Here is a 24160-nt window from a genome sequence, read left to right on the forward strand (position 1 = left end):
GTCTGACGCGCCGTTTATTATGCCGGGTGTGTTGATGCGGAGTGTGGCACTCGGTCAGGACCCGTTCGACGCGCTTGAGATCCCCGACGGAACGACCGTCGAGGAGCACGATCTCGTTACCGACGGGGACATCGTGGTCGGCGGGCAGAGCACCGTCGAGTTCGGCGTCAGAGGCCGGAACGTCCTCGCGGGCGAGCGCGTCACCTTCGGCGGCGACATCGAGGCCGAGGGCGACTGCCGCCTCGACGTCTGGTGTGACGTCGCTGGCAACGTCCTCGTCGGCGAAGACGCCTACCTCGGCGAACGCGTCCACGTCAGCGGCCGGCTGATGGTCTCCGGCGACCTGGACATCGGCGACGACGTCGACATCGAGGAAGGGTTCGAGGCCAACGGCTGGATCGTCATCCGGAACCCGGTCCCGACGCTCGTCTTCTACTTCGTCGTCCTCTCGCAGCTCCTCCGTCTCGGTGAGAACGAGGCGGCCGACGAACTCGCGGACGCGCTCTCCGGCGACAGCGAAGACGACCCGCTCGTGATCCCGCGCGGGTCGACCGTCTCCGACGACGCCTGGCAGGCGTCGACGCCGGCGACGATCGGCGACGAGTGCCGGCTCCACGGCAACGTCCGCGCGGAGACGATCACGGTCGGGGAAGACAACAACATCTTCGGGAGCCTGCGCGCCCGCGGGGACATCACCGTCGGCGAGGGAACGCGCGTCCACGGCGACGTGACGACCCGAGACGGCACCGTCACGATCGCCGACGGCGCTCGCGTCCTCGGTGACGTCTCCTGCTCGGATCTCGAACTCCACGACGGCGGCGACGTCGACGGGACGATCCGCGCGTCCGGCGATATGCGACTGATCCGCTCGGACGGCTCTCGCGACGCCGAATAGCCGAACACTCGGCGTTTGGGCCGTCCCTCGCGACTCACATACCGCTTTGCGCAGTCCTTCGAGACCCGAATTCTGACCCACCGCTCGAAACTCAAACACCCCTTTGTGCCACCGGCGCGCCTTTCCGTCGGTCTGTCGTACTCGAACTCGAAATGGTATCGAGACGCACACTCGCGGCGCTCGCGATCGTCGCACTCGTCGCCCTCGCCGGGTGCGGCGCGTCGACCGGTGGCGGCGACGGCGGTGCGAGCGGAGGAGTCGAACAGGCGACGGAGATCGCAGCCGACACGGGCGCGCGGGCGACAGGCACGCCCGCAGCGACCCAAGCGCCAGAGGAGGCCGGCAGCGGCGCGTCGGGTGACGTCGCGATGCCGACCGACCGCGCGATAATCCGCACGGGCACCGTCGTCGTCGAAGTCGACGACTTCGGGGCCGCGCAGTCGAACCTCACAACGACCGTCGAGGGCTACGGCGGCTACGTCAGCGACACCCGGCAGGACCGCAGACAGATCGGCAACGAGACGTGGATCCGCGGCGAGATGGTGCTCCGCGTGCCGAGCGAGGAGTTCGACGCCCTCGTCGCGGACGCCCAGGGACTCGGCGAGGTGCAGTCCGTCGAGGTGAACTCCCGCGACGTGACCGACCAACTCGTCGATATCGAGGCCCGCCTCGAAAATCTCCGCGCCGAGCGCGACCGCCTCCGAGAACTCTACCAGCAGGCGAACGACACCGAAGACGTCCTCGCCGTCCAGCGCGAACTCTCGGACGTGCAGGGTGAGATCGAACGCCTGGAAGCGCGACAGCAGAACCTCCAGCGACAGGTCGCGTACTCGACGCTGACCGTTCGCCTCGAGGAACCTCGCCCGACGCCGAATCGCGTCGCACCCGACCGCTGGTACGATACGCCCGTGCTATCGGCGTTTATGCAGTCGGTCGACGGCGTCGTCATCGTCGCCCGCGCGGTCGTCGTCGGCTTCGCCTTCGCGCTCCCATACCTGATCGCGTTCGCACTGCCGGTCCTCGTCGTCGCCGGCCTCCTCTGGCGGGTCGGGCGCCGCTATCTGGCGACTGGATGATAAGCGACGGACCGCGACAGAACGGGGTTAGGAGTCGCTTTCGCCGGTACTCACGGTGACCTGTGCCTCACGGAGGACCGACCCGGCCATCTCGTAGCCCGGCTGGTAGACGTCGACGACCGTCCCTTCGGGCTGTTCGTCGTCGACGCGCATCATCACTTCGTGGCGCATCGGATCGACTGCAGCGCCGGGTTCGGGATCGATCGTCGTCACGTTCTCGTCTTCGAGGATTCGATCGAACTCTTCGAGCGTCGATTCGATACCCGGCCGGATGTCGGCGTCCTCGTCCTGGTCGAGCGCGCGGACGAGGTTGTCGCGAACGCTGACGACGCGACCGACGAAGTCCTCGGTCGCGCGCTCTCGAATCTCGTCTTCGCGCTTTTTGGCGCGCTTCTTGTAGTTCTTGAAGTCCGCCTTCGAGCGCTTCAGCGCGCTCTCGAGCTCCTCGACTCGCTCGGCTTTCGCTTCGAGGTCGGACTCGGCCTCGGCGACCCGCGACTCCAGCGCCGCGACCTCGTCGGCGAGGTCGTCATCGTAGTCGGCGACGCGCGAGGCGACGTCAGGAATCTCCTCGTCGGCCGCGGCCCCGGCGGCCCCGCTGTCGGGGTCGACTTCGCCGTTCGCGGCGGCGTCCGTGTCGACGGATTCGTGTTCTGCCTCGGCGTTCTCGGCGTCGGACGCGGCCGCACGACTCTCGGGGGACTCGTCGCTCATACCCGGAGGGAGTAGTCGGCGAGCCTTAAACGTGTAGAAAGGTGTCGTCCCAGCGCGCAGACCGCGGCGCAGAACGGCCGGCCGCTACTGGTACATTCCGATCGGGCGCGCCTGCGTGCTCTCCTCGCCGGCTTCCTGCATCCGCTTTGCGAGCCGGTCTTTTGCCTGCCGTATCTGCTCGGCGCGCTCGACGAGGTCGTCGACGGGAACGTCGAGCCCGGTGAGTGGCTCGATCCCCTCCTTGATCAGCACGCGCGCGGCCTCCGGGTCGGGGAACCGCGGATCCGACTCGACGACGAGCCCGACTGCCGTCCGTCCCGACTCGACGGCGTTGCTCAGGAGGACGCCCGTCGGTCCGGAGACGAGGCCGGTCTCGTGGGGGGCTTCGATCCCGACGTCGGCCACGATGCCGACTCCCTCGCCCGTCCCGAGGCCGTAGAGCGACGGAACGCTCCCTTCCTTCTCGCGGGGGATCCCCGAGAGATACAGCGGCGTCACCGAGAGCTCCTCGAACCAGCTCGCGAGACAGTCGGCGAGTTCGCCCGCGGCGTCCGGGCGAACGGGGACGTCGCTCTGGAGGACCAGCAGATCGCGGTCCTCGTCGGCGTAGATGCGGACCGGCGGCTGGAGTTCGGCGTCGTTCTCGCGATAGACGGCGACTTCGGGGATACCGTCGCAGTAGACGTTGGCGTAGTGCGTCATCTCGAACTCCTCGACGAGGTGGTCGGCAGCGATCTTCCCGACGAGTCCGACCCCGGGGAATCCCTCCACCATCGACGGTTCCGACAGCGACACGTCGTCTGTGAGCACGGCGATCCGAGCCATACTCCCCCAGACGACCCGGCCGGTGGTAAAACCGCTGGGCGATTGTGCTCGCGATACCGGAGCCCAGAAGTAATCGCTCTCGTCAGCGTGCTTGCACAAGACGGACGAGGAGAGTCACACCGGCCCTGCTGTCTGTGGCGGTCCCAACTCGTCGTCGGCGCGTTCCTCGACGGCGAGAAGTAACTGCGCGGCCTGCCGAAGCGCGAAGCGGACTTCCCTGTCGTCAGTGTCTTCGATCGCACATTCCACCGTCCTCCGGACTTTTGAAACTGTTCTCTGGTTCATAGTTTCCGTTATTCTCAGATGAACAGTAAATGTGATTCGACAGCACAGCGCACTGAGAACGACGACCAGATATAAATACGGCGAATAATCGCACGCGACCGCGCCGCGGATTGAACCGACACCCACAAGCGAGCGCGGGCAGATGACGAAGGTATGCAACCACTCGAGCGGTACGCGTCGCTCGTCGACGACTTCGACGCGTTCCGCGCGGCGTGTGAACGGCCGCTGCCCTCGGTCGTCCGCGTCAACACGCTGAAAGCGTCGATCGATCGCGCTCGCGAGGCGCTCGACGCCGAGGGCGTCGCCTACGAGGCGACCGACTGGCACCCCGGCGTGCTTCGTCTCGACGAGCGCGGCCCCGGTACGTCCTGGCCGTACTTTCACGGCTGGCTCCACGGCCAAGAGGAAGTCTCGGCGCTGCCCGCGCTCGCACTCGATCCACAACCCGGCGAGGTCGTCTGGGATGCCGCGGCGGCCCCGGGAAGCAAGACGACTCAACTTGCGGACCTGATGGACGACGAAGGCGTCCTCGTCGGCAACGACAACAACCTCGGACGGCTCTCGGCGCTTCGACACAACGCCGAACGACTGGGCATCACGAACCTCGTCGTGACCAATCAGGACGCTCGAAACTTCTCGTTCAAGCCGTTCGGCGACCGAACCGACGACCCAAAGCGCATCGAGGCGTTCGACAAAGCGCTCGTGGACGCTCCCTGCTCGTGTGAAGGCACCATCCGGAAGAACCCCGACGCGCTGGATCGCTGGTCGATGACCCACGTCGAGAGCGTCGCGGGGATCCAGAAGGGGATCCTCCGCCGCGCCATCCAGGCGACGAAACCCGGCGGCACCGTCGTCTACTCCACCTGTACGTTCGCTCCCGAGGAGAACGAGGCCGTGCTGGATCACGTCCTCGACGAGGGCGACTGTGAGATGCGCGAGTGGGACGCCCCGGACGGGTTCGAGACCGATCCCGGCGTCACCGAGTGGGACGGCGAGACGTACGACCCGTCGGTCGGACTGGCGCACCGAGTCTACCCGCATCGCAACGACACGGGCGGGTTCTTCTGCGCCAAACTGGAGGTGACGGCGTGACCGACGCCGACTCCAACGCCGACCCGCCGGAGAACGACGGTCAGCAGTTCGATCGGCTGCCGGCGACGGCCGACGAGCGCGTCGTTCCCGGTCGCCCCACCCGCGAAGAGGTCCTCCAGTGGTGGGACCAACGCTTCGGCGTCCCGCCGAAGACGTGGGACGGACACACGTTCTGGGAGAAAGGTAACGGCAAGATCTGGGCGTTCGCGGCCGACGTGGTCTCACCGATCGCGGTCGAGGGACTCGGCCTGCGGATCCTGCGGGCGCGCCAGGAACACTGGAAGCCCTCGACGAACGCCGTCCAGCGCTTCTGTCGCGACGCGACGGAGAACGTCGTCGTCCTCGACGGCGAGGAGGCCGCCTGCTTCGCCCGCGGCGACGACCAGGACCTCCCCCGCTGGGACGGCGACTGGGGCTACGTCGTCGCCGCCCACGAGATCGCCGGCGACGTCGAGCCGATCGGCGTCGGCCTGTATCTCCACGGCGAACTCCGCTCGACCGTCCCGAAAGGGCGGCGCGAGGACCTCGAATAGGCGAGACGAGCAGTCGCCGGATAGGCGAGCCAAGCTACTGCGACCCCGCCCCGAGACTACTTCTCCTCGATCGTCCCGCCGCCGAGTCCCTCCCACGCGACTCGGTAGCCGAGTCGCGCGAGGACTGCGGATGCGTCGGCGATGCCGTGGGGCTCCAGGACCGATTCCGCGTCCGCGAGCGACATCCCCGCGCTGATCTCCGCGTCGAGCGCCTCCAACACGTCGGGACGGATCAACGTCCGACCCACGCGCTCGTGTTCCGGGAACGAGACCGAATCGAGCGCGTCGACGCTCACACCGCGCTCCGCTGCCAGCGCGTCGAGGTCGATCACGTCGTCGTCGGGAACGAGTTCGTCGGGCAGCTCCGCCGCGGCAGCCGCGACGAGGTCGGACTCGTACTCTCCGAGCGCGTCGACCACGTCTTTGACGCGCACGCGTCCGGAGAACGTGACCACGCGGTGGTCGAGGGCTTCGATCTCCTCGCCGACGCCCAGCGACTCGTCGACCGCCACGAGGAGTTCGACGTCGTCGGCGACGCTCCCGAACTGATCGAGTTTCTTCTCGACGTACTCGGGCGTCCAAAAGCCCATCACCTCGAAGAAGACGCGCAGCGACGGGCTCGCGGATCCGCCGTCGCCGCCCGGCCGGTACTCGAACGCGAAGTCGGGGATCATCGCCCGCGCGCCCGCCGCGAGCGGTTCGGGCTCTCGAAAGAGGTCCCAGTCGAGATCCAGATTCGAAAAGCGGGCGGCGAAGTCGGCTTCCACGCCGCTGTCGTAGGTCGGCTCGGCGACCGGTTCGACGTCCGGGACCGAGACGCCTTCAGGACCGAGCAGCAGCTCGCGCTCCGTCCCGCGATCGTCGATCGTCGCCGCGAGCGACCACTCGGCGGCGGTCGCGACGCTCCGCAACAGGCGCGCGAACACGGTCCCGTAGCGACGCGTTCGACGGAAGAGCGCGTCCGGTCCCGTCACGACGAGTTCGCGCTCGGCGATCGGCTGGTCGGCTCCGTCGCCATCGTCGCCGTTCTCGCGCCGGATCTCGTACAGTAGCCCGAGTCGTTTGACGGCCGAGACGAGCCGTTTCGGGTCGGAACTCCGGATCCGGACCTCGGTCGCGTCGAACAGCGCGGTCTGCGCCAGCGAGAGGTTGTACTGCTCGACGAGCTGATCGGGGCTCCAACGCGAGTCGAACCCCGCGAGCACCTCGTTGACGTCGCGGTCGGCGTACAGCGAGTGCTCGACGGCCTCGACATCGGCCCCGAGTCTGTCTGCGGCCTCGGCCAGCGCCGCCCGTCGGTCGTCGCCGCTCACGACCGCGCCGGCGTCCTCGGAGGCCTCGAAGACGACGCGGCGGACGCGCTCGGGCGGCAGCGGCGCGCGCGTCTCGAACGTCGCCTCGCGTTCGAGCAGCGCGGCGAACCCCCGGACGAGTTTGAAGTCGTCGGCGTCGCGTTCGAGGTCGTCGAGCGCCTCGTCGAGGGCGTGACGCGGCTGTCCGACGTGGCCCTGGAAGACGCCGATGACGCGGGCCGCGAGCGGGCGGTCGCTCTGGCCCACGAACTGCGGGTGATAGCCGCCACCGGCCCGGGAGACCCGGAGGAGGTCCTTTCGCAGCACGCCGAGGGGTTCGAGACGGCGGGACAAGAGCGTGCCGCTGCGGCCATCGTCCCGTGCAGTCTCACGGCGGAGGTGTCGGTCCGTCCCGTCTCACGGCTGTGGCGTCGCCCCGAAGCACTGGAGGAGAAGACTCATACGCGCGGCCGAGCCTTGAGCGGACGATGAAGCGACGACCCGTCCTCCGAACCGGTGCGGGGTTGGTCGCGACGGTCCTCGGCGGCTGTCTCGGTGCCCCGCCGAGGGCGACGGGACCGCGTCACGCTCCCGACGCGCCCGCCGATCAGCCCCGACAGACCCCGTCTCGCCCCGATCTCGCGGTCGGGACGTTCGACTTCGAGGCGACCGACGACGACGCGCTCCGGGTCTTCGGGACGGTCGAGAACCGCAGCGGTGCCCAGCGAACTGCCACCGTCGCCGTCACGGTCCGCGTCGGCAGCGACGACCTCGAACGAGAGACGTCCGTCACCGTCGCCGCCGATGGGACCGCGAAGTGGGCGGTCACGTTCGACGTCGCCTACGACGAGTTCACGAGCAACGGCGACCTCAACGTCACGCTGGAGTAGGCCGCGGCTTCGAGGACAGCACGCAGCACCACTCGGCCCTACCGCCGTCTGTCTGCGACCCGTTCTTCGGCGGTCTCCTCGCTCACGACCTCGTAGAGCAGCGCGCGTCCGCCGTCGCGCTTGGGGCGGAGGACTCGCCCGAGCCGCTGGGTGAACTCCCGTTCGGAACCTGAGCCGGCGAGGACGACGGCGACGTTCGCGTCGGGGACGTCGACGCCCTCGTCGAGGACGTTCGCCGTCACGACCCGCGAGTACGTTCCCTCGCGGAAGCGTTCGAGGATCTCGCGCCGCTCTTTCGTGCCGGTCTCGCTCGTGATCGCCGGGAGGAGATACCGCTCGGAGAGCCGGTAGACGAGGTCGGTGTGTGCGGTGAAGACGATGACCCGGTCGTCGCGGTGGCGATCGAGGAGCCGCCCCAGCGTGTCGACTTTCGCGTCGGCGTTCATCATAATCCGCCGCGCGCGTTGCTTCGCGAGGAGCGCCTCGCGAGCCTTCGGGTCGGTGCCCGAGCGCATCACGAGCTTTCGGTAGTCCGAGCCGCTCCGCAGCGAGAGGTTCGAGCGTTTTAGGTAGTCGACGAACGTACCCTGGGCCTCGTCGTAGGCGTCGCGTTCGGTCGAGCTGAGCGCGACTTCGATCCGCCGGACCTCGTAGTCGGCGAGGTGTTCGCCCGCGAGGTCGTCGACCGACGCCTCGTACACTTTCGGGCCGACGAGATCCGCGACGACCTCGTGGGCGCCGTCGGGCCGCTCGAACGTCGCCGTCAGGCCGAGTCGTGCGGGCGCCGCGAGCAGGCGCGCGGCGTCGCGGTAGCCCTCGCCCCCGAGGTGGTGAACCTCGTCGAAGACGACGAATCCGAAGTCGCCGCCCACGTCTTCGGCGCGGAGATACGCCGAGTCGTACGTCGAGACCGTGATCGCCTCTCGTTCCTGTTGACCGCCGCCGAACTGCCCCACTGGGACACCAAACTCCGTTTCGAGTTCGCGTCGCCACTGGTCGAGGAGGTCGATCGTCGGCACGACCACGAGCGTCGGGACGCCGAGCGCGGCGATGGCGTCGACTGCGAGTACCGTCTTGCCGGCGCCGGTCGGGAGTTCGACGACGCCCCGCTCGTCGTTTTCGCGCCAGGCGTCGATCGCCTCGGTCTGGTACGGTCGGAGGTCGTACGAGTGCGACAGCGACAGCCGTTCGTCCGGGAGCACCCGATCTTCGAACGCGACGTCGCGCTCGCGGAGGGCTGTGCGAAGCTCTGCGTACCGATGGGCGGGCGCACGAGCGACGAGTCCGCGCTCGTCCCACGCGACGCCCGGCAGCGACTCGACGGCCCGATCCGACTCCTCGAGTCCCGACACCCGGACCGTGCCGTCCTCGAACCGCAGCGTGATCACGCTCGTTGGTCCGTCGTGATCGTATATATACTGTCGGCCGCGGCTGTGGTATCCGACTGTTCCGAGACAGCCGCGGCCGGTCCGTCCGCACCGGGACGGCGCGCTTTTCACCGTCGACGCGAGAGAACCCGGTATGACCGACGACTCCAGCGATGTCGAGGAAAACGAAACAGAACAGGCCGAACCGCTCGAGGAGACCGTCGCGCAGTTCCTCCGCGACGTCGACTCGGCGCACGAAGACTACGACCGTGGCTACGTCGACGCCGACGCGACGCTCTCGGTCGTGATGACGCACGTCGAGGAGCTCCGCGACGCGCACGAAAGTCAATAGCCGATCGGCGAAGACCAATAGCCGACCGGCCGCGTACCGCCTCTCAGTCCCCGATCAGCGTCCGGATCCGGTCGACGTAGTCCGCGAACGCGGGCTCGGTCCGTTCGCGCGGGCGGTCGAGATCGACGTCGACAATCTCGTTCACCCGACCCGGATCGGCGGCCATCACGACCACGCGATCCGAGAGCTTCACCGCCTCCTCGACGTCGTGCGTCACGAACAGCACCGTCTTCTCGGTCTCTGACCAGATCCGCAGCAGTTCCTCGTGGAGCATATCGCGGGTCTGGGCGTCGACGCTGCCGAACGGCTCGTCGGCGAGCAGGATCTCGGGGTCGACCGCGAGCGCGCGGGCGATTCCGACGCGCTGTTTCATCCCGCCGGAGAGTTCCTTCGGGTAGGCGTCGGCGAACTCCGCGAGGCCGACGAGACCGAGCATCTCCTCGACGCGGCTACTTCGTTCGGGTTCGGGAACGTCCTGCTCTTCGAGGCCGAACGCGACGTTCTCGCGGACGGTCCGCCACGGGAACAGCCCGTACTCCTGAAAGACCATTCCGCGATCGGTCCCCGGTCCGGTGACGGGGTCGCCGTCGAGTCTGATTTCCCCCTCCGTGGCCGCTTCGAGGCCGGCGATCGTCCGAAAGAGCGTCGTCTTCCCACAGCCCGAGGGGCCGACCAGGCAGACGAACTCCCCGTCGTCGACGGTGAAGTCCACGCCCGAGAGCGCCCGGACGCGCTGACGCTCGGACTCGTAGACCTTCCCTACCCCGTCGACGACGACTTTCGCGTCGTCGGAACGCGGATCAGCCGCGGACGGTTCGCTCAGTCCCGCCACGCCAACACCCTCCGTTCGACCCGGCGGAACGCCCCGTCGCTCACGAGGAACACCAGGCTGATGACGGCCATATACGCCACGCTCACGTCCGTCGCGAGGTTCTGCGCCGCGTTGATGATCTGAAACCCGACGCCCGGCGCGCCGAACAGTTCGGCGGCGACGACGATCATCCAGCACTGTCCGATACTCGTCCGAACGCCGGTCGCGATCGACGGCGTCGCGGCCGGCAGGATCACCTTGCGGATCATCGTCAGGTCGTCGTCGACGCCGAGACTCGCCGCGACCTCGCGGAGGTGCGTCGAGACGCCCTCGACGCCCGCGTAGGCGTTGTAGAAGTTGATCCAGAACGCGCCGATGCCGACGATGAACGCCGCGCCGCCGTGGCCGATTCCGATCCAGACGATGGCGAAGACGATCCACGCCAGCGGCGGGATCGGCCGCAGGAAGCGCGTGACGGGCGTGAGCGCGTCGTCGAGTCGGCCGCTCCATCCCATTCCGACGCCGAGCGCGATGCCGAGGACGCTCCCGACGACGAGACCCGGAAGGTAGTGCAACAGGCTCTGGAGCAGGTTCGCGGTGAGTCGCGTCGCCGGCAGCGACGCGCCGACGAACGGGACCGTGAACGTCGTCGGAGCAGTCAGTTCGACGACGAACGCGGTCGCGACCTCGACCGGCGAGGGGAGTAAATACGTCCGCCCGACAGCGAGCGCGGCCGCCTGCCAGACTGCGAGGAAGACAGTCGTCCCGACTGCGCCGTAGGCGAGGCTCGACACGTCGAACTCCGAGAGATCACCGAGCGAGTCCGCCTCGGCGGCCTCCTCTGGGGCCGCAGCCGGGTCCGACGCCGCGCCGGTTCCCGTTTCGAGGCTCATAGTGAGTCGTACACCCCGAAGTCGAACAGCTGGTCGTTCGAGAGCGCCTCGCTGGTCTTTCCGAGTTCCGCGGCGTACTCAGAGAAGATCTGCGCGCCCTCGGCGATCTTGTGCGGATCCGTGATGAAGTCGGAGGCGGGCGAGTCCATCGCCTGCCGCGCGGTTTCGACCGGCAGCGACGACTCGCCGATGACGGTGCTGGCGTGCTGGGCGGCCGCGTCGGGGTTCTCCGTGGCGAACGTCGTCGCACGCTGGTGCTGCTCGACGAACGCCGCCGCCTGCTCGGGGTTGTCCTCGCGGAGGCGGTCGTGCATCAGTGTGACCGCCGCGGGCTGGCCGGGCATAAAGTCGCCCGCCCACGCGATCGACTGGTACGGCGCGTCCCGGATCTCGGCGACCGTCGGTACCGGCTCCATAATCGAGGTGCCGTCGATCTCGCCAGCGAGAAGCGCCTGTCGGACCGGTCCCGCGCCGCCGAGCGCCGTGATGTTCACGTCGTTCTCGGGATCGACGCCGACGACCTCGGCGAGCCAGTAGCGGAGCAGGATGTCCGGAACCGACCCCGGCGGGAACGTCCCGAAGGTGAACTTTCGCCCCTGCTCTTCCTCGAAGCGTGCGAAGGCCTCCGCGCCCGAGTCGGCAGCCTCCCAGGTGGCCGCGAAGTCGTCGTGCGCCAGGATCTGCATCGCGTTCTGGATGTTCGCGGCGGTGATCTTCGCGGGGATGCCCTTGTCCATCACGATCATCGCCGGCACGACGCCGAACATCATCACGTCGAAGTCGCCGGTGGCGGACGCCTGGACGATGCTCGGCCCGTCGGAGAACACCTCACCGGAGACTGTCGCAGACAGTTCGTCGGTGTACCCCTCCTCGCGCATCACGAAGTACTGCATATCGGGGTAGATCGGCATATACGCGACGCGGATCTCGTCGAGGCCGCTTCCGCCGCCGGTCCCGCCCGCACACCCGGCGACGCTCGCGAGTCCCGCCGCCGAAGCGGCAGCGGTCGTCTGCAGGAAGCGCCGTCGCGAGACCGTCGATCGCTCGTTCGTCGGATCGGTCGTCATCTATCTGTTCCTAGCGCCCTACGTATAATTGAAGCGTGCACGCGGCGAACCTCGCACCCACGCTCGACGCTCGATGAGACCGATTTCGGCGGATTCGGTCGTCGCAACCGCCTCGTCCGTGACGGCAGAGCGAAACGGGTGGCGTCCGAGATACCAGACTATTCTGCCGGTATCGGGCTGGGGCCGTCCCCGGTCGAGTGGAACTCCCGGCCGAGGAAGCAAGACCTAACCCGGTGGCCGACGCGCCAGAGAGTATGACGCACTTTTCGGACCGAGTCGAGCAGGTATCGATCAGTGGAATCCGCGAGGTGTTCGAGGCCGCGAGCGAAGACGCGATCAACCTCGGATTAGGACAGCCGGACTTCTCCGCGCCGGAGCACGCCCGTGAGGCGGCCGCCGACGCCATCCGAAACGGCGAGGCCGACGGCTACACCGAGAACAAGGGGATGCGCTCGCTCCGTGAGGCCATCGCCGACAAGCACGCGCGCGATCAGGGCGTCGACGTCGACCCCAGCGACGTGATCGCCACCGCCGGCGGGTCGGAGGCGCTCCACATCGCCCTCGAGGCTCACGTCGACGCCGGCGACGAAGTCCTCATCCCGGATCCGGGTTTCGTCTCCTACGACGCGCTCACCCGACTCACCGGCGGCACACCCGTCCCCGTGCCGCTGCGCGACGACCTGACGCTCGACCCCGCGGCCGTCGAGGACGCCATCACCGAAGATACCGTCGCGTTCGTCGTCAATAGCCCCGGCAACCCGACCGGTGCAGTCTCGCCACCCGAAGACGTTCGCGAGTTCGCTCGCATCGCCGACGAGCACGACGTGCTCTGTATCTCCGACGAAGTCTACGAGTACACCGTCTTCGACGGCGAGTTCCGGTCGCCCATCGAGTTCGCCGAGAGCGACAACGTCGTCGTCGTCAACTCGGCCTCGAAGCTCTACTCGATGACCGGCTGGCGGCTCGGCTGGGTCACCTCATCTTCCGACCGGATCGAGCGGATGCTCCGAGTCCACCAGTACGCGCAGGCCTGTGCCGCCGCACCGTCGCAGTTCGCCGCCGAAGCGGCCCTCACCGGACCCCAGGAGCAGGTCGACGAGATGACGGAATCGTTCCGGCGGCGACGCGACCTCGTCGTCGACGGCCTCACCGACATCGGCCTGGACGTCCCGACGCCCGGCGGCGCGTTCTACTGTATGCCCGAGGTGCCCGAGGGCTTCGTCGAGGCGTGTCTCGACCGCGACGTCATCGTCGTGCCCGGCGAGGCGTTCGGCGAGCACGGCCGCGGCTACGCGCGACTCTCGTATGCGACCGACGAGGACGATCTGCGCGAGGCGCTCGACGTGATGGCCGAGGCCTACGACGCCGTCGTCTAACCCACCTTTCTTCGCCTCGGGGTCGCTTCCGGCGACTCGCTCGGCTAAAAAACTGGACGAAAAAGGCCGAGCGCGCCGCCTGGGCCGCGCACTCGGTGAACCGCTTTCCTCCTGGCACACCAACGCAATACGGCGACGCCCCCTGACAGCTACGACGCCGTGCTGACGATCTTTATGACGTCGCCCTCTTCGAGCTCGTAGTCCTCGGCGATTCGGCGCTTCGAGCGCGCGTCGACCGCGTGCAGGTACCCCTCGCCGATGTCGGTGTGGACCGCGTACGCGAGGTCCTTCGGCGTCGACCCGCGGGGGAGCAAGAACGCGTCGGGGAGCGTCTCGCCCGTCCCGTCGGTCCACTTCGTCTCGTTCTCGACGGGGTAGGCGGTCACCATATCGAGAACGTCGTAGACGGCGGTGTTGATCGCCTGCTGGACGCCGGTGCCGCCGTGTTCTGACATCACCTCGCGGATCGTTTCGAGGCCCTCTCGTTGGGCGTCGGAGACGTCGCCGACGACTTGGAAGTCGTCGTCGCCGGGGTGATAGCTGACCACCCCCGACTCCGCGGCCGTCCGGAGCGCGAGCTCGCCGTCGGCGGTCGATGGGATCACGGGCTTGTCCTCCTCGCGGAGGCGTTCGACGTTCTCCGGCGGCGCGACGTCGGCCTTGTTGGCGACGAGGACGATGGGCTTCGTCCGTTCGCGGACGTCGCGTGCGAGTCGCTCGCGGTCCTCGTCGGTCCACTGCTGTGGGTCGTCAGGGTACTCGAGCGCCCGCAGCGACGCGGCCACGTCGTACTCGGTGGCGCCGAACCCCGTCAGCATCTCCGTGAGCGCCTCGTCGATGTCGAAGTCCGGCGACCGGGACTTGCGAACTACCGTCTCCCAGTTGCGTTCGATGATCCCCGCGAGCCACTGTTCGAGTTCGGCCTCGACGAAGTCGGCCTCCTCGACGGGGTCGTACGTCCCGATCTCGACCGGTTCGCCCTCGGCGTCGGTGCCGCCGGCCGCGTCGAGGACGGCCAGAATGGCGTCGGCGTCGGTCAGGGTGTCGAGGAACTGATTGCCGAGGCCGCGCCCCTCGTGCGCCCCGGGGACGAGTCCGGCGACGTCGAGCAGTTCCACGGGGACGTAGCGGACGCCGTCCTCGCAGTTGCCGCAGCGCTCCTCACGGTCGAGACAGGGACAGCGCGTCCGAGCGTGGGTCACGCCACGGTTGGGATCGATCGTCGTGAACGGGTAGTTGCCGACGTCGACGTCGGCCATCGTCGCCGCCCGATAGAAAGTAGACTTGCCCGCGTTGGGCTTGCCAGCGAGCGCTAGCGAGAGCATATCGACGAGACGGGCGACGGCGGCAAGTAGGTTTCCGTCCGTCGAGTCGCGTTCCCCGCACCATCACCGCGAGCGGCGACGTTCCTGCGACACCGCCCGCGGCGAGGGTTTATATCCGATGCCGAGGCCACCCCCGCCGTGATCTGACCTTCGCCTCGCGTCGGACAGCGGTCGTTCGGCACGTCGACGCGAGCACAGAGCGACGCTAACGCGGGTGCCGACTGTTCGCCACTCTCCACCAGCAACCGCCTACACCAGCGATTCGTAGACGATGCCGTCGCGGCGCGTAATGATCCGACGACCGTCGACGACGACTGGCGTCGCCATCGCGTCGAACGCCTCGTCGAGGTCGGCGAACTCGGGCCAGTCGGTGACGACGAGCGCCGCGTCTGCTCCGTCGAGCGCCTCCGCCGGCGACCCGGCGTACTCGATCTCGGGGTAGCGCTCCCGGAAGTTCTCGGTCGCGACGGGATCGTAGCCGACGACCTCGGCGTTCGCTTCCAGTAGTGCGTCGACCAGCGGGATCGATCTCGAATTCCGAATGTCGTCGGTGCCGGGTTTAAACGCGAGACCCAGCACCGCCACGCGAGCGCCGTCGGGATCGACGTGGTCCCCGAGTAGATCGAGCAATCGAACGGGCTGGCGATCGTTCACCTCGACGGCGGCTTCGAGCATCGCCGGGTCGTATCCGACGTCGCGAGCGGCGGCGATGATCGCGGCGACGTCTTTGGGGAAGCAACTCCCACCCCAGCCGACGCCCGCGCCGAGGAACGCCGCGCCGATCCGGTGATCGAGGCCGATCGCCGAGAGCACCTCCTCGGAGTCGATGCCGTACTCCTTGCAGATGTTCGCGATGTCGTTCGCCAGGGAGATCTTCGCCGCCAGAAAGCCGTTGTTGGCGTACTTGATCATCTCCGCCTCGGCGACGCCCGTCTCGACGACTGGCGGGTCGCCGGCCTGCGCGACGAGCGGGTCGAACACGCCGCGGAGCGTCTCCGCTGCGCGGTCGGTCTCAGAGCCGAGGACGACCTTGTCGGGCGAGAGGAAGTCCTCGACAGCGCTGCCCTCGCGCAGGAACTCGGGGTTCATTCCGACGTCGAGATCGTCACCGAGCGTCTTGCCCGACTCCTCAACGAGGATCGGCGCGATCACCTCTTCGGTGGTCGTCGGCACGACTGTGCTCTTGGTGACCACGACGTGGTGGTCGTCCTTCTCGGCGAGGGCCGCGCCGAGCGAGCGCGCGCCGGCCTCCATAATCGAGAGGTCGATGTGGCCATCCTCCTCGGAGGGCGTCGGGAGCGCGAGGAAGGTCACGTCAGTGTCGCGGACTGCCGCGTAGTCGGTCGTCGCGCGCAGGCCGTCGCCGGCGTGTGCGGCGACGAGGTCGTCGAGCCCCGGCTCGTGAATCGGGGCCGCGCCGTCGTTGAGCGACGCGACGATTTCCTCGTCGATGTCGACGTTGACCACGTCGTGACCGACCTCGGCGAAGCACGCCGCGATCGTCGTCCCGACGTAGCCGCTGCCGACGATGCTGATTCGCATATCTGTGGGGATAGCGGCCGTCGGTTTCAATTTTCGCGTCTACGGTCGCGATCCCGCTCCGCGCCGCCTACGGGCCGAAGCGAAAGCCCGGAGTAGGGGGCCACCGAAGGGTGCGCTATGTCGAAAGAGCGAGACGGGTCGCGCGCAGCGAGCGAAACGTCCGATGTGGGGACGTCACGCGGAGCTACCGAGACGTCTCGGAGTCCCGCAGAGACGTCACACCAGGTCGCGACGTCGTCTTGGCTCGTCGTCTACCTGAAAGGCGTCTGTATGGGGGCTGCGGACGCCGTCCCAGGCGTCTCCGGCGGGACGATTGCACTCGTGACCGGCATCTACGAGCGGCTGATCGCTGCGATCACCGCTGTCTCGCTCGCGCGGATCCGCGCCGTCCTCCTCGGGGTTCTCCCCGGCCATCGCAACGACGCCGTCGGCGCGCTCCGCGCGGTCGACGCCGGATTCTTGCTCGTACTCGGAGCCGGAATCGCCACTGCGATCGTGACCGTCACCCGCATCGTCCACACCGGAATCGAAACGATGCCCGTGCTCACCTTCGGGTTCTTCTTCGGTCTGATCGCCGCCTCCGCGTGGGTGCTCTTCTCTGAGGTCGCTGTCGACACACCGGCCCGTGCGGCGGCCGCCGTCGCCGGGTTCGTCTTCGCGTTCGTCGTCTCCGGGCGAGCGGCCGCGACGCTCGGTGATGGACTCCCCGTGACCGTCCTCGCCGGTGCGATCGCGGTCAGCGCGATGATCCTCCCGGGCATCTCGGGGTCGCTGTTGCTCGTCATCCTCGGACAGTACGAGTATATGACGGGGACGCTCTCGGCGTTCGTCGACGCGCTGCTCGCGACAGTGACCGGCGGGCCTCTTGCGCCGCTGCGAGAGCACGGCGTCGTCGTCGTCGCCTTCATCGCGGGTGCGTTCGTCGGCCTGTTCACCGTCGCACACGCCGTTCGCTGGGCCTTGAACCGCGCCCGAACTGCGACGCTCGCGTTTCTCGTCGCGCTGATCGTCGGTGCGCTCCGTGCACCGATCGTCCGCACGGGCGAGCAGCTGACCGAACTCGGCCGCACCTGGACACCGACCGCGGTCGCGGCGTTCGTGGCGGCGGCAGTGGTCGGTGCGGTTCTCGTGGTGCTCTTGGAGCACTACACCGGTATCGCCGATATCGACGGCGACATCTGACTGCGGCGGACGCTCGAAGAGGCCACGAAGAGCGAACGGAAACGGGGCCGGATCGTGACTGACGACAGCAAGACACAGGATCCCCGACCGCGTCGGCGGTCGATCGCGGATACGCGAGCCCGATTCGATCCGGCCACCTGGGGGCGTCCGCGCGGTCGGGGGGAGGTTACCACTCGACTATGGGAGAAACGGCGAGCCGATGGTGTGTGGTGTCGCTCGACCAAACACGTGACACCAACCGTTCGGCACCGCCGCCGTCAGGATCCTGTCCAGTCGATCACTCCCGTGGGACCGCGATGTTCACCAGCGATTTGCTCCCACACTTCTCACAGACACCGCCGCTATCAACGCGAGAACCACACGCTCGGCACTCGTATCGACTCTTGTCGGGGTGGTAGGGGTCGACGCGTCCGTTGTATATCACCATATCTGGTACAGAATCACACGCACGGATAACTGTTGTCCTGATATGGCAAAAATGCCTTCTATAGAGTTATAATAAAATAATATATCGGACAGACGTGAAATATCTGGGCGCTATTTCTTAGCTGAGTGGAGGAATGTTTCAATTCTCGACGTCGCATCGACGGTTCGGAAGCCGGAACTCTCGAAGTACTCGACGGCGTCGGCGAGCCCGAAGCGTTCGCTCACCGGTGGGCCATCTTCGCCTGCGCCCGTCTTCGACCAGTCGAGGGTGATCACGCGACCGCCCGGGCGAATCACGCGTGCGAGTTCTTCGAGCGCCTCGTCGCTGGCGAACTCGTGGAACGTCATCGTCGAAAACGCGGCGTCGAGTTCGTCGTCGTCGAGCGGCATCGAGGACGCTTCGGCCGTGACGAATTCGACGTTGTCGGGCGCGCCCTTCTCCTGGTAGTGATCGTGCATCTCCGGTTGCACGTCGATGGCGTAGACCTTCTCGACGAACGGGGCGATCTCGTCGGTGAAAAAGCCAGTCCCGCTGCCGACGTCCGCGACGACATCGCCTGGCGAGGGGTCGAGTGCAGCGAGCAGTTCCTCGCGCGAACAGAACCGATAGCGGTCCGGTCTTTCCAGTGCCTCCGCCCGTTCGGCGTCGAACGTGTGGAATCCCATATCTGATACAGACGTGGAGCGGACCTAAAGGTGTGTTCGCCGGCAGATGCTTCGATATCGCAGTGACTTGTGGGGACGACCGCACCGGATCCGGAACGTTCCCACGCTGCCGTAGCAGACAAGATTAACAGGGTCGCGCGCAGACCCAGGGATATGTCACTGACACTCGTAACCCCGACCGAACGAACGTGTGAGCGCTGCGGCCGCACGGAGATCTGGGACGACGACGTCGGTTCGTGGCGTCTCGCCGTCGACGACGACGGCAATCCGCAGGCCATCGGTAGCCCCTACTGTATCCACGAGTGGGACATCAACGGGAGGTTCGTGCCGTTCGAGGACGAATCCAGCGCGGCGGAAGCCTGAGGCCTCGATCCCCGGTCGTGCTCACGTCGCCGCGAGCGATTCGAGAATCGACGCCGTGCCGTCGAAGTACGATTCCTCGACGACGACGTCCGCCGCGTTTTTGGCGGCCTCGTCGGCGTTCGCGACGGCGTACGACCGGCCGGCGACTTCGAACGTCGAGACGTCGTTTTCGCTGTCGCCGATGGCGACGAACTCGGTCGGATCGCGGCCGAGCGTCTCAGCGACGGCTTTCAGCCCCGTTCCTTTCTCGACGCCCGGCGTCTTGAGGTGGTAGGCGTAGCCGGTGTCGACGACTTCGAGGTCGAACGCCGCGGCTGTCTCTCGGAGGAGTTCCTCGTCTGCCGAGAGGTCGATCGCGATCTCCGTTCGGCGCCACTCGTTGACGGCGTCGAACGCACCCCACCCGAGGTCGCCACCGCGCTCGACGAACTCGGCGGCGGCGGCCTGTGCGCGCTCCCGATCGCCCTGATACGAGACCGCGTTGTCCGCGAGGACGACGCCGCCGTTCTCGGCGATCACGGTCAGATCGAGGCCGAGGTAGTGACAGAGGCTTACCGGGTAGGGGAACGCCTTCCCCGTCGCGAGGACGACAGGCGCGTCCCATACCGGGAGGTACTCGAAGACGCGCGGATCGAGACTTCCTGCGCTGTCCGTGAGCGTCCCGTCGATGTCGAGAGCCAGTGGCGGCGTATCGGTAGTCATTACCGCGGTTTGGGGGCGACGAGCAAAATGAGCACCGCTCGTTCGGTGCCAGTCCACGTCCGTGGGGACGCTCAGACACTACCCTAAAGTAGATGCCCTCCAAGATAGAACTGTGAAATGAGTAAAAGCTCTCGCGTCCTCGTGATCGGCGGGGGGTCGACGGGTTGCGGCATCGCGCGCGACCTCGCGATGCGCGGCGTCGACGTCACGCTCGTCGAGAAGGGGAACCTCACCCACGGGACGACCGGGCGGATGCACGGCCTGCTCCACAGCGGCGGCCGCTACGCCGTCTCCGATCAGGCGTCTGCGGAGGAGTGCATCCAGGAAAATCGCGTCCTGCGCCGGATCGCGAGCCACTGCGTCGAGATGACCGGCGGCCTGTTCGTCCAGCGCCCCGAAGACGCCGACGAGTACTTCGAGCAGAAACTCGACGGCTGTCGCGAGTGCGGGATTCCAGCCGAAGTGCTCTCCGCGGCGGAAGCCCGCGAGATCGAGCCGTACCTGGCCGAGGACATCGAGCGCGCGATCCGCGTTCCCGACGGAGCGATCGACCCGTTCCGACTCTGCGTCGCCAACGCCGCCGACGCTGTCGAACACGGTGCACGCGTCGAAACCAACAGCGAAGTGACCGACGTACTCGTCGAGGACGGCGAAGTCGTCGGCGTGGAGGTCGAACACGCCGCCGGGTCCGGCAAGTACGTCCACGGCCATCCGGGCGAAACCGAGAACCTTTACGCCGACTACGTCGTCAACGCCACGGGCGCGTGGGCCGGGCAGATCGGCGAGATGGCCGGCGTCGAAGTCGCGGTCCGCCCCTCGAAAGGCGTGATGACCATTATGAACGTCCGGCAGGTCGACACGGTCATCAACCGCTGTCGACCGAAAGGCGACGCCGACATCGTCGTTCCACACGAGACGACGTGCATCCTCGGAACGACCGACGAGGAGGTCGAAGATCCCGAGGACTACCCCGAGGAGGGGTGGGAGGTGGATCTGATGATCGACACGCTCTCGGACCTCGTGCCGATCCTCGACGAGGCGCGGACGATCCGCTCGTTCTGGGGCGTCCGCCCGCTCTACGAACCGCCCGAGGTCGGAAGCGAGGATCCGACAGACATCACGCGTGATTTCTTCCTGCTCGATCACGACGAGCGCGATGGGCTGCCCGGGATGGCCTCCATCGTCGGCGGGAAACTCACGACGTACCGGATGATGGCCGAGCAGATTTCCGACCACGTCTGCGAGAAACTCGGCGTCGACGCCGAGTGTCACACGGCCGAAGAGCCGCTGCCGGGGTCTGCGGACTTCTCTGTCCTCCGGGAGTGGATGGACGAGTTCGGCCTCCGATCGCCGATCGGCAAGCGGAGCGCCCAGCGCCTCGGGTCGCGGACGGACGAAGTGCTCGGCGAGTGGGACGGCCCCAACCCCACGGTGTGTGAGTGCGAGGCCGTCACGCGCGCGGAGATCAACGACGCCATCGACGACGCCGGATCAGAGCTCAACGCCGTGCGGCTCCGCACCCGCGCGTCGATGGGGAACTGCCAGGGGGCGTTCTGCTGTCATCGGATGGCGAACGAACTGTCGCCGGAGTACGACGAGTCCGTCGCCCGGAAAGCGCTCGACGACCTCTATCAGGAGCGCTGGAAGGGCGAACGCCACGCGCTGTGGGGTGAACAGCTCTCACAGGCGATGCTGAAGCACCTGCTGCACGCGACGACGATGAACCGCGACGGCGATCCGGCACAGACGGACGAGCCGGTCGACTTCACGGCGTTCGACGCCGGCCCGGACGGTGGGGCGGCGGCCAGGGACGGCCAGCGGTCGGAGGACGCCGTCGCCGACGGTGGCATCACGGACGAAACCAACGCGGGCGAAGGAGCAGCCGATGCCGATTCGTGAGGACGTGCTCGTCGTCGGCGGCGGCATCGCGGGCACGACGGCGGCGCTCGCGGCCGCGGAAACCGGTGCGGAGGTCCGCCTTCTCTCACACAAGAAGAGCACGCTGCGACAGGCTAGCGGCCTCGTCGACGTGCTCGGTGCCGTCGGCGGCGACGGTCCCATCGCGGACCCCTTCGAAGCCATCGAGCGCCTCCCCGACGGCCATCCCTACCGGGTCGTGGGCGCGGAGTCGATTCACGATGGACTGCGGTTCTTCGACGACGTCGCGGGCGACGTCTACGCGGGCGGCCACACCGACCGCAACGCCCTCGTGCTCACCCACGGCGGGACGATCAAGCCGACGGCGCGCTACCCGGAGTCGGTCGCGCCCGGGCTCGCGAGCGCGGCCGCGGACACGCTTCTCGTCGGCTTTGCAGGGCTGACCGACTTCGACGCGCCAGTGGCCGCGGACCATCTCGCAGCGACCGGCGTGCCCTTCGAGGTCGACGGCGTGACCGTCCGATTCCCGATCGAGTTCCGCGACGACGCGCGGACGACCCGCCTCGCGAAGGCACTCGACGCCGACGAGGATCAGGCGCGGAAGCGTCTCGCCGATGCGATTGCCGACGCCGAGACCGACCTCGATTACGACCGGGTCGGGTTCCCGGCGATGCTCGGCGACGACCACGCCGCGGCCGTCCGCGACGAACTGGCGGATCGGCTCGGCGCGGCCGTCTTCGAGATCCCGACGGGGCCGCCGAGCCTTCTCGGGATGCAACTCGAAGATCTCCTGTTCGACGCGCTCGACGACGCGGGCGTTCGAATCTCCGCTGGAAACCCCGCAGTCGGCTACGAAGCGGCCGACGGCCGACTCGAATCCGTCACCGTCGACCGCCGCGGCCAAAACGTCCCGTACCACGCCGCGGAGGTCGTCTTGGCCACCGGCGGCCTCGTCGGCAAGGGTATCGACTCGGACCGCGAGTCGGTCACGGAACCGATCTTCGACTGTCACGTCCCGCACCCGCCGGACCGCTACGCTTGGTCCGAAGACGACGCGTTCGGCGACCACGCCTTCGCGCGCTTCGGCGTCGTCCCCGACGACGACCTCCGGCCGACGGACGACACGGCGGAACCGCATTTCGAGAACCTCCGAGCCGCCGGTGGCGTTCTCGGCGGCGCGGATGTCGCCCGCGAGAAGTCCGCGGCCGGCGTCTCGCTCGCGACGGGCGCGTACGCCGGCCGACGGGCGGGCGAGGAGGCGACGCGATGAACGACACGGAGCGCAGATAGTATGAGCGACGCAGAAACCCCAGCCACGACAGAGCCAATCGACCCGACACGAGAACACGAAACGGACTTCGATCCGGTCTCGGTCTTCGACGGCGACGAGACGATGGACCTCCGCCCGGGCGCGGACAACTGCTACAAGTGCTCGGTCTGTGACACCGCCTGCCCCGTCGCCGAAGTCGACGACGACTTCCCCGGCCCGAAGTTCCAGGGGCCCGAGCAGTGGCGGCTCAAGCGCAAGGAGGGCGGGGAGATCGACGACTCGATTATGTCCTGTTCGAACTGTATGCGCTGTGACGACGCCTGCCCGTCGGGCGTGCCGCTCTCACAGATGCACAACACCGCCCGCGGGGAGTACGTCGACGAACAGATGGACAAACTCTCGCGGGAGTACGTCCGGAACCGCATCCTCGCGAACTACGGCACCCTCGCGCGACTCGGAAGCAAGGTGCCGCGGCTCACCAACCTCGTGATGGGCAACTCCCTCGTCCAGAAGATCAACGAGAAAGTCCTCGGCATCCCCTCCGAACGCGACTTCCCGGCGTTCGCGTCCCAAACCTTCCGCGAGTGGTGGCACGAGCGCGGCGGCGCGAACGTCGAAAACGAGGACAAGCGCATCGCGTACTTCCACGGCTGTTACTCGAACTACAACACCCCGGAAGTGGCGAAGGCGCTCGTCCGCGTCTTCGAGTCGTTCGGCTACGAGGTCGTCGTCCCGCGCCAGCGCTGCTCCGGCACGCCGATGTTCGCAAACGGGATGCTCGACGACGCCGAACGCGCCGCCGAAGTGAACGTCGGCGAGTTCTCGGATCTCCTCGAAGCGGGCTACGACGTCGTCGCCTCCTGTACGTCGTGTTCGATGTCGCTCCGGCAGGAGTATCCCGAACTGTTCGAGCTCTCGGGCATCGAGGAAGTCGCCGCAAACACCTACGAGGCGCTCGAATACCTCCGGATCCACGAGGACGTACGGGCCGCACTCGACGACACCAGTGTCGACGACCAGGCGCTCGCGTACCACGCGCCGTGTCACGCGCGCAATCAGGGGCTCGACCGTCAGGCGGTCGAACTGTTCCGCGATCTCGACGGCGTCCTGATCGAGGACGTCGGCGACTCCTGCTCTGGGATCTCTGGCACCTACGGCTGGAAGGAAGAGAAGTACGAGACGTCGATGAAGATCGGCGAGGAGATGTTCGAACATATGCGCGATGCGACGGGAGAGGTGGGGATGACCGAGTGTCCGACGTGTTCGATGCAGATGGAACACGGCACGGGCTACGACATCAAACACCCGCTGCAACTGCTCGAAGAAGCGCTGTGTTGA

General features: G+C 67.5%; 25 protein-coding genes. 12 read left to right on the top strand and 13 right to left on the bottom strand.

The annotated features are described in order from the left end of the window. The first annotated feature begins 43 nt into the window (after window positions 1–43). Both D3D02_RS12725 and D3D02_RS12730 read left to right on the top strand, forming a co-directional pair. Window positions 44–895, top strand: a complete 852-nt coding sequence (locus D3D02_RS12725) for a polymer-forming cytoskeletal protein (RefSeq protein WP_121570471.1) — start codon at window positions 44–46, stop codon at window positions 893–895. Between the two features lie 152 nt (window positions 896–1047). Further along, window positions 1048–1971, top strand: a complete 924-nt coding sequence (locus D3D02_RS12730) for a DUF4349 domain-containing protein (RefSeq protein ID WP_121570377.1) — start codon at window positions 1048–1050, stop codon at window positions 1969–1971. Between the two features lie 27 nt (window positions 1972–1998). Here D3D02_RS12730 and D3D02_RS12735 read toward each other — a convergent pair whose 3' ends face one another. From D3D02_RS12735 to D3D02_RS20655, 3 genes are all read right to left on the bottom strand, one after another. Beyond that, window positions 1999–2685: a nucleotide exchange factor GrpE gene (locus D3D02_RS12735; protein WP_121570378.1), complete on the bottom strand. Its 687-nt coding sequence runs from the start codon at window positions 2683–2685 to the stop codon at window positions 1999–2001. A gap of 84 nt (window positions 2686–2769) precedes the next feature. Next, a complete protein-coding gene (locus D3D02_RS12740; RefSeq protein ID WP_121570379.1) occupies window positions 2770–3510 on the bottom strand; it encodes a proteasome assembly chaperone family protein in 741 nt (246 codons plus the stop codon). Between the two features lie 114 nt (window positions 3511–3624). Continuing rightward, complete coding sequence (locus D3D02_RS20655) at window positions 3625–3795, bottom strand: hypothetical protein (protein ID WP_158599368.1); 171 nt, start codon at window positions 3793–3795, stop codon at window positions 3625–3627. Window positions 3796–3948: 153 nt separating this feature from the next. Here D3D02_RS20655 and D3D02_RS12745 point away from each other — a divergent pair, with 153 nt between their 5' ends. Beyond that, entirely contained in the window at window positions 3949–4887 is a 939-nt protein-coding gene (locus tag D3D02_RS12745; protein ID WP_121570380.1) for an RsmB/NOP family class I SAM-dependent RNA methyltransferase, read from the top strand. Further along, a complete protein-coding gene (locus tag D3D02_RS12750; RefSeq protein ID WP_121570381.1) occupies window positions 4884–5420 on the top strand; it encodes a hypothetical protein in 537 nt (178 codons plus the stop codon). Before D3D02_RS12745 ends, D3D02_RS12750 begins: the two co-directional genes overlap by 4 nt. A gap of 56 nt (window positions 5421–5476) precedes the next feature. On the opposite strand, the gene D3D02_RS12755 is transcribed toward D3D02_RS12750, so the two are convergent. Further along, entirely contained in the window at window positions 5477–7039 is a 1563-nt protein-coding gene (locus D3D02_RS12755; RefSeq protein ID WP_121570382.1) for a DUF790 family protein, read from the bottom strand. Between the two features lie 161 nt (window positions 7040–7200). Between D3D02_RS12755 and D3D02_RS12760 the strand changes: the two genes are divergently transcribed. Further along, on the top strand, window positions 7201–7602 hold the full coding sequence (locus D3D02_RS12760) for a transcriptional initiation protein Tat (protein WP_121570383.1): 402 nt from the start codon (window positions 7201–7203) through the stop codon (window positions 7600–7602). 38 nt (window positions 7603–7640) lie between these two features. Here the strand turns inward: D3D02_RS12760 and D3D02_RS12765 are convergent, their stop codons facing one another. Further along, window positions 7641–8990 (bottom strand): DEAD/DEAH box helicase, encoded by a 1350-nt coding sequence (locus D3D02_RS12765; RefSeq protein ID WP_121570384.1) that lies wholly within the window; start codon window positions 8988–8990, stop codon window positions 7641–7643. A 133-nt stretch (window positions 8991–9123) separates the two neighbouring features. Between D3D02_RS12765 and D3D02_RS12770 the strand changes: the two genes are divergently transcribed. After that, window positions 9124–9321, top strand: a complete 198-nt coding sequence (locus D3D02_RS12770; RefSeq protein WP_121570385.1) for a hypothetical protein — start codon at window positions 9124–9126, stop codon at window positions 9319–9321. Between the two features lie 43 nt (window positions 9322–9364). Here the strand turns inward: D3D02_RS12770 and D3D02_RS12775 are convergent, their stop codons facing one another. Genes D3D02_RS12775 through D3D02_RS12785 form a run of 3 tightly spaced genes read right to left on the bottom strand, consistent with a single transcriptional unit; the run spans window position 9365 to window position 12092 of the window. Beyond that, window positions 9365–10144, bottom strand: coding sequence for an ABC transporter ATP-binding protein (locus tag D3D02_RS12775; protein WP_233560655.1), 780 nt, complete (start codon window positions 10142–10144; stop codon window positions 9365–9367). Beyond that, a complete protein-coding gene (locus D3D02_RS12780; protein ID WP_121570387.1) occupies window positions 10141–11025 on the bottom strand; it encodes an ABC transporter permease in 885 nt (294 codons plus the stop codon). The genes D3D02_RS12775 and D3D02_RS12780 overlap by 4 nt, the downstream gene beginning before the upstream one ends. After that, on the bottom strand, window positions 11022–12092 hold the full coding sequence (locus D3D02_RS12785) for an ABC transporter substrate-binding protein (protein ID WP_121570388.1): 1071 nt from the start codon (window positions 12090–12092) through the stop codon (window positions 11022–11024). Before D3D02_RS12785 ends, D3D02_RS12780 begins: the two co-directional genes overlap by 4 nt. Before the next feature lie 254 nt (window positions 12093–12346). Here D3D02_RS12785 and D3D02_RS12790 point away from each other — a divergent pair, with 254 nt between their 5' ends. Then, entirely contained in the window at window positions 12347–13468 is a 1122-nt protein-coding gene (locus tag D3D02_RS12790; protein WP_121570389.1) for a pyridoxal phosphate-dependent aminotransferase, read from the top strand. Window positions 13469–13617: 149 nt separating this feature from the next. Here the strand turns inward: D3D02_RS12790 and D3D02_RS12795 are convergent, their stop codons facing one another. Further along, window positions 13618–14793 carry a redox-regulated ATPase YchF gene (locus tag D3D02_RS12795; RefSeq protein WP_121570390.1) on the bottom strand — a complete coding sequence of 392 codons (1176 nt, stop codon included), beginning with the start codon at window positions 14791–14793 and terminating at the stop codon, window positions 13618–13620. A gap of 249 nt (window positions 14794–15042) precedes the next feature. Further along, the gene (aglM, locus tag D3D02_RS12800) at window positions 15043–16335 is read right to left on the bottom strand and encodes a UDP-glucose 6-dehydrogenase AglM (protein ID WP_121570391.1); all 1293 of its coding nucleotides are present in this window, start codon (window positions 16333–16335) and stop codon (window positions 15043–15045) included. A gap of 270 nt (window positions 16336–16605) precedes the next feature. Between aglM and D3D02_RS12805 the strand changes: the two genes are divergently transcribed. Next, a complete protein-coding gene (locus D3D02_RS12805; protein WP_121570472.1) occupies window positions 16606–17517 on the top strand; it encodes a DUF368 domain-containing protein in 912 nt (303 codons plus the stop codon). 277 nt (window positions 17518–17794) lie between these two features. On the opposite strand, the gene D3D02_RS12810 is transcribed toward D3D02_RS12805, so the two are convergent. Both D3D02_RS12810 and D3D02_RS12815 read right to left on the bottom strand, forming a co-directional pair. Beyond that, window positions 17795–17944 (bottom strand): rubrerythrin-like domain-containing protein, encoded by a 150-nt coding sequence (locus D3D02_RS12810; protein ID WP_121570392.1) that lies wholly within the window; start codon window positions 17942–17944, stop codon window positions 17795–17797. A gap of 110 nt (window positions 17945–18054) precedes the next feature. Then, on the bottom strand, window positions 18055–18609 hold the full coding sequence (locus D3D02_RS12815; protein ID WP_121570393.1) for a class I SAM-dependent methyltransferase: 555 nt from the start codon (window positions 18607–18609) through the stop codon (window positions 18055–18057). Window positions 18610–18762: 153 nt separating this feature from the next. On the opposite strand from D3D02_RS12815, the gene D3D02_RS12820 reads away from it, so the two are divergent. Then, a complete protein-coding gene (locus tag D3D02_RS12820; RefSeq protein ID WP_121570394.1) occupies window positions 18763–18972 on the top strand; it encodes an HEWD family protein in 210 nt (69 codons plus the stop codon). Between the two features lie 21 nt (window positions 18973–18993). Here D3D02_RS12820 and D3D02_RS12825 read toward each other — a convergent pair whose 3' ends face one another. Further along, the gene (locus D3D02_RS12825) at window positions 18994–19674 is read right to left on the bottom strand and encodes a phosphoglycolate phosphatase (protein WP_121570395.1); all 681 of its coding nucleotides are present in this window, start codon (window positions 19672–19674) and stop codon (window positions 18994–18996) included. A 117-nt stretch (window positions 19675–19791) separates the two neighbouring features. On the opposite strand from D3D02_RS12825, the gene glpA reads away from it, so the two are divergent. Genes glpA through D3D02_RS12840 form a run of 3 tightly spaced genes read left to right on the top strand, consistent with a single transcriptional unit; the run spans window position 19792 to window position 24160 of the window. Then, on the top strand, window positions 19792–21573 hold the full coding sequence (gene glpA, locus D3D02_RS12830; protein ID WP_121570396.1) for an anaerobic glycerol-3-phosphate dehydrogenase subunit GlpA: 1782 nt from the start codon (window positions 19792–19794) through the stop codon (window positions 21571–21573). Continuing rightward, window positions 21560–22822: a glycerol-3-phosphate dehydrogenase subunit GlpB gene (gene glpB, locus D3D02_RS12835; RefSeq protein WP_121570397.1), complete on the top strand. Its 1263-nt coding sequence runs from the start codon at window positions 21560–21562 to the stop codon at window positions 22820–22822. Before glpA ends, glpB begins: the two co-directional genes overlap by 14 nt. 21 nt (window positions 22823–22843) lie before the next feature. Beyond that, window positions 22844–24160 carry an anaerobic glycerol-3-phosphate dehydrogenase subunit C gene (locus D3D02_RS12840; RefSeq protein WP_121570398.1) on the top strand — a complete coding sequence of 439 codons (1317 nt, stop codon included), beginning with the start codon at window positions 22844–22846 and terminating at the stop codon, window positions 24158–24160.

It is taken from the genome of Halobellus sp. Atlit-38R, assembly GCF_003665925.1.
Classification (GTDB): Archaea; Halobacteriota; Halobacteria; order Halobacteriales; family Haloferacaceae; genus Haloquadratum; species Haloquadratum inordinatus.

What these genes read in the sequence shown, in the direction of transcription:
- D3D02_RS12730 (WP_121570377.1), top strand. Translation starts at nt 1,048, where the DNA reads ATGGTATCGAGACGCACACTCGCGGCGCTCGCGATCGTCGCACTCGTC.
- D3D02_RS12735 (WP_121570378.1), bottom strand. Translation starts at nt 2,685, where the DNA reads ATGAGCGACGAGTCCCCCGAGAGTCGTGCGGCCGCGTCCGACGCCGAG.
- D3D02_RS12740 (WP_121570379.1), bottom strand. Translation starts at nt 3,510, where the DNA reads ATGGCTCGGATCGCCGTGCTCACAGACGACGTGTCGCTGTCGGAACCG.
- D3D02_RS20655 (WP_158599368.1), bottom strand. Translation starts at nt 3,795, where the DNA reads ATGAACCAGAGAACAGTTTCAAAAGTCCGGAGGACGGTGGAATGTGCG.
- D3D02_RS12745 (WP_121570380.1), top strand. Translation starts at nt 3,949, where the DNA reads ATGCAACCACTCGAGCGGTACGCGTCGCTCGTCGACGACTTCGACGCG.
- D3D02_RS12760 (WP_121570383.1), top strand. Translation starts at nt 7,201, where the DNA reads ATGAAGCGACGACCCGTCCTCCGAACCGGTGCGGGGTTGGTCGCGACG.
- D3D02_RS12770 (WP_121570385.1), top strand. Translation starts at nt 9,124, where the DNA reads ATGACCGACGACTCCAGCGATGTCGAGGAAAACGAAACAGAACAGGCC.
- D3D02_RS12780 (WP_121570387.1), bottom strand. Translation starts at nt 11,025, where the DNA reads ATGAGCCTCGAAACGGGAACCGGCGCGGCGTCGGACCCGGCTGCGGCC.
- D3D02_RS12785 (WP_121570388.1), bottom strand. Translation starts at nt 12,092, where the DNA reads ATGACGACCGATCCGACGAACGAGCGATCGACGGTCTCGCGACGGCGC.
- D3D02_RS12790 (WP_121570389.1), top strand. Translation starts at nt 12,347, where the DNA reads ATGACGCACTTTTCGGACCGAGTCGAGCAGGTATCGATCAGTGGAATC.
- D3D02_RS12795 (WP_121570390.1), bottom strand. Translation starts at nt 14,793, where the DNA reads ATGCTCTCGCTAGCGCTCGCTGGCAAGCCCAACGCGGGCAAGTCTACT.
- aglM (WP_121570391.1), bottom strand. Translation starts at nt 16,335, where the DNA reads ATGCGAATCAGCATCGTCGGCAGCGGCTACGTCGGGACGACGATCGCG.
- D3D02_RS12805 (WP_121570472.1), top strand. Translation starts at nt 16,606, where the DNA reads ATGGGGGCTGCGGACGCCGTCCCAGGCGTCTCCGGCGGGACGATTGCA.
- D3D02_RS12810 (WP_121570392.1), bottom strand. Translation starts at nt 17,944, where the DNA reads ATGGTGATATACAACGGACGCGTCGACCCCTACCACCCCGACAAGAGT.
- D3D02_RS12815 (WP_121570393.1), bottom strand. Translation starts at nt 18,609, where the DNA reads ATGGGATTCCACACGTTCGACGCCGAACGGGCGGAGGCACTGGAAAGA.
- D3D02_RS12820 (WP_121570394.1), top strand. Translation starts at nt 18,763, where the DNA reads ATGTCACTGACACTCGTAACCCCGACCGAACGAACGTGTGAGCGCTGC.
- D3D02_RS12825 (WP_121570395.1), bottom strand. Translation starts at nt 19,674, where the DNA reads ATGACTACCGATACGCCGCCACTGGCTCTCGACATCGACGGGACGCTC.
- glpA (WP_121570396.1), top strand. Translation starts at nt 19,792, where the DNA reads ATGAGTAAAAGCTCTCGCGTCCTCGTGATCGGCGGGGGGTCGACGGGT.
- glpB (WP_121570397.1), top strand. Translation starts at nt 21,560, where the DNA reads ATGCCGATTCGTGAGGACGTGCTCGTCGTCGGCGGCGGCATCGCGGGC.
- D3D02_RS12840 (WP_121570398.1), top strand. Translation starts at nt 22,844, where the DNA reads ATGAGCGACGCAGAAACCCCAGCCACGACAGAGCCAATCGACCCGACA.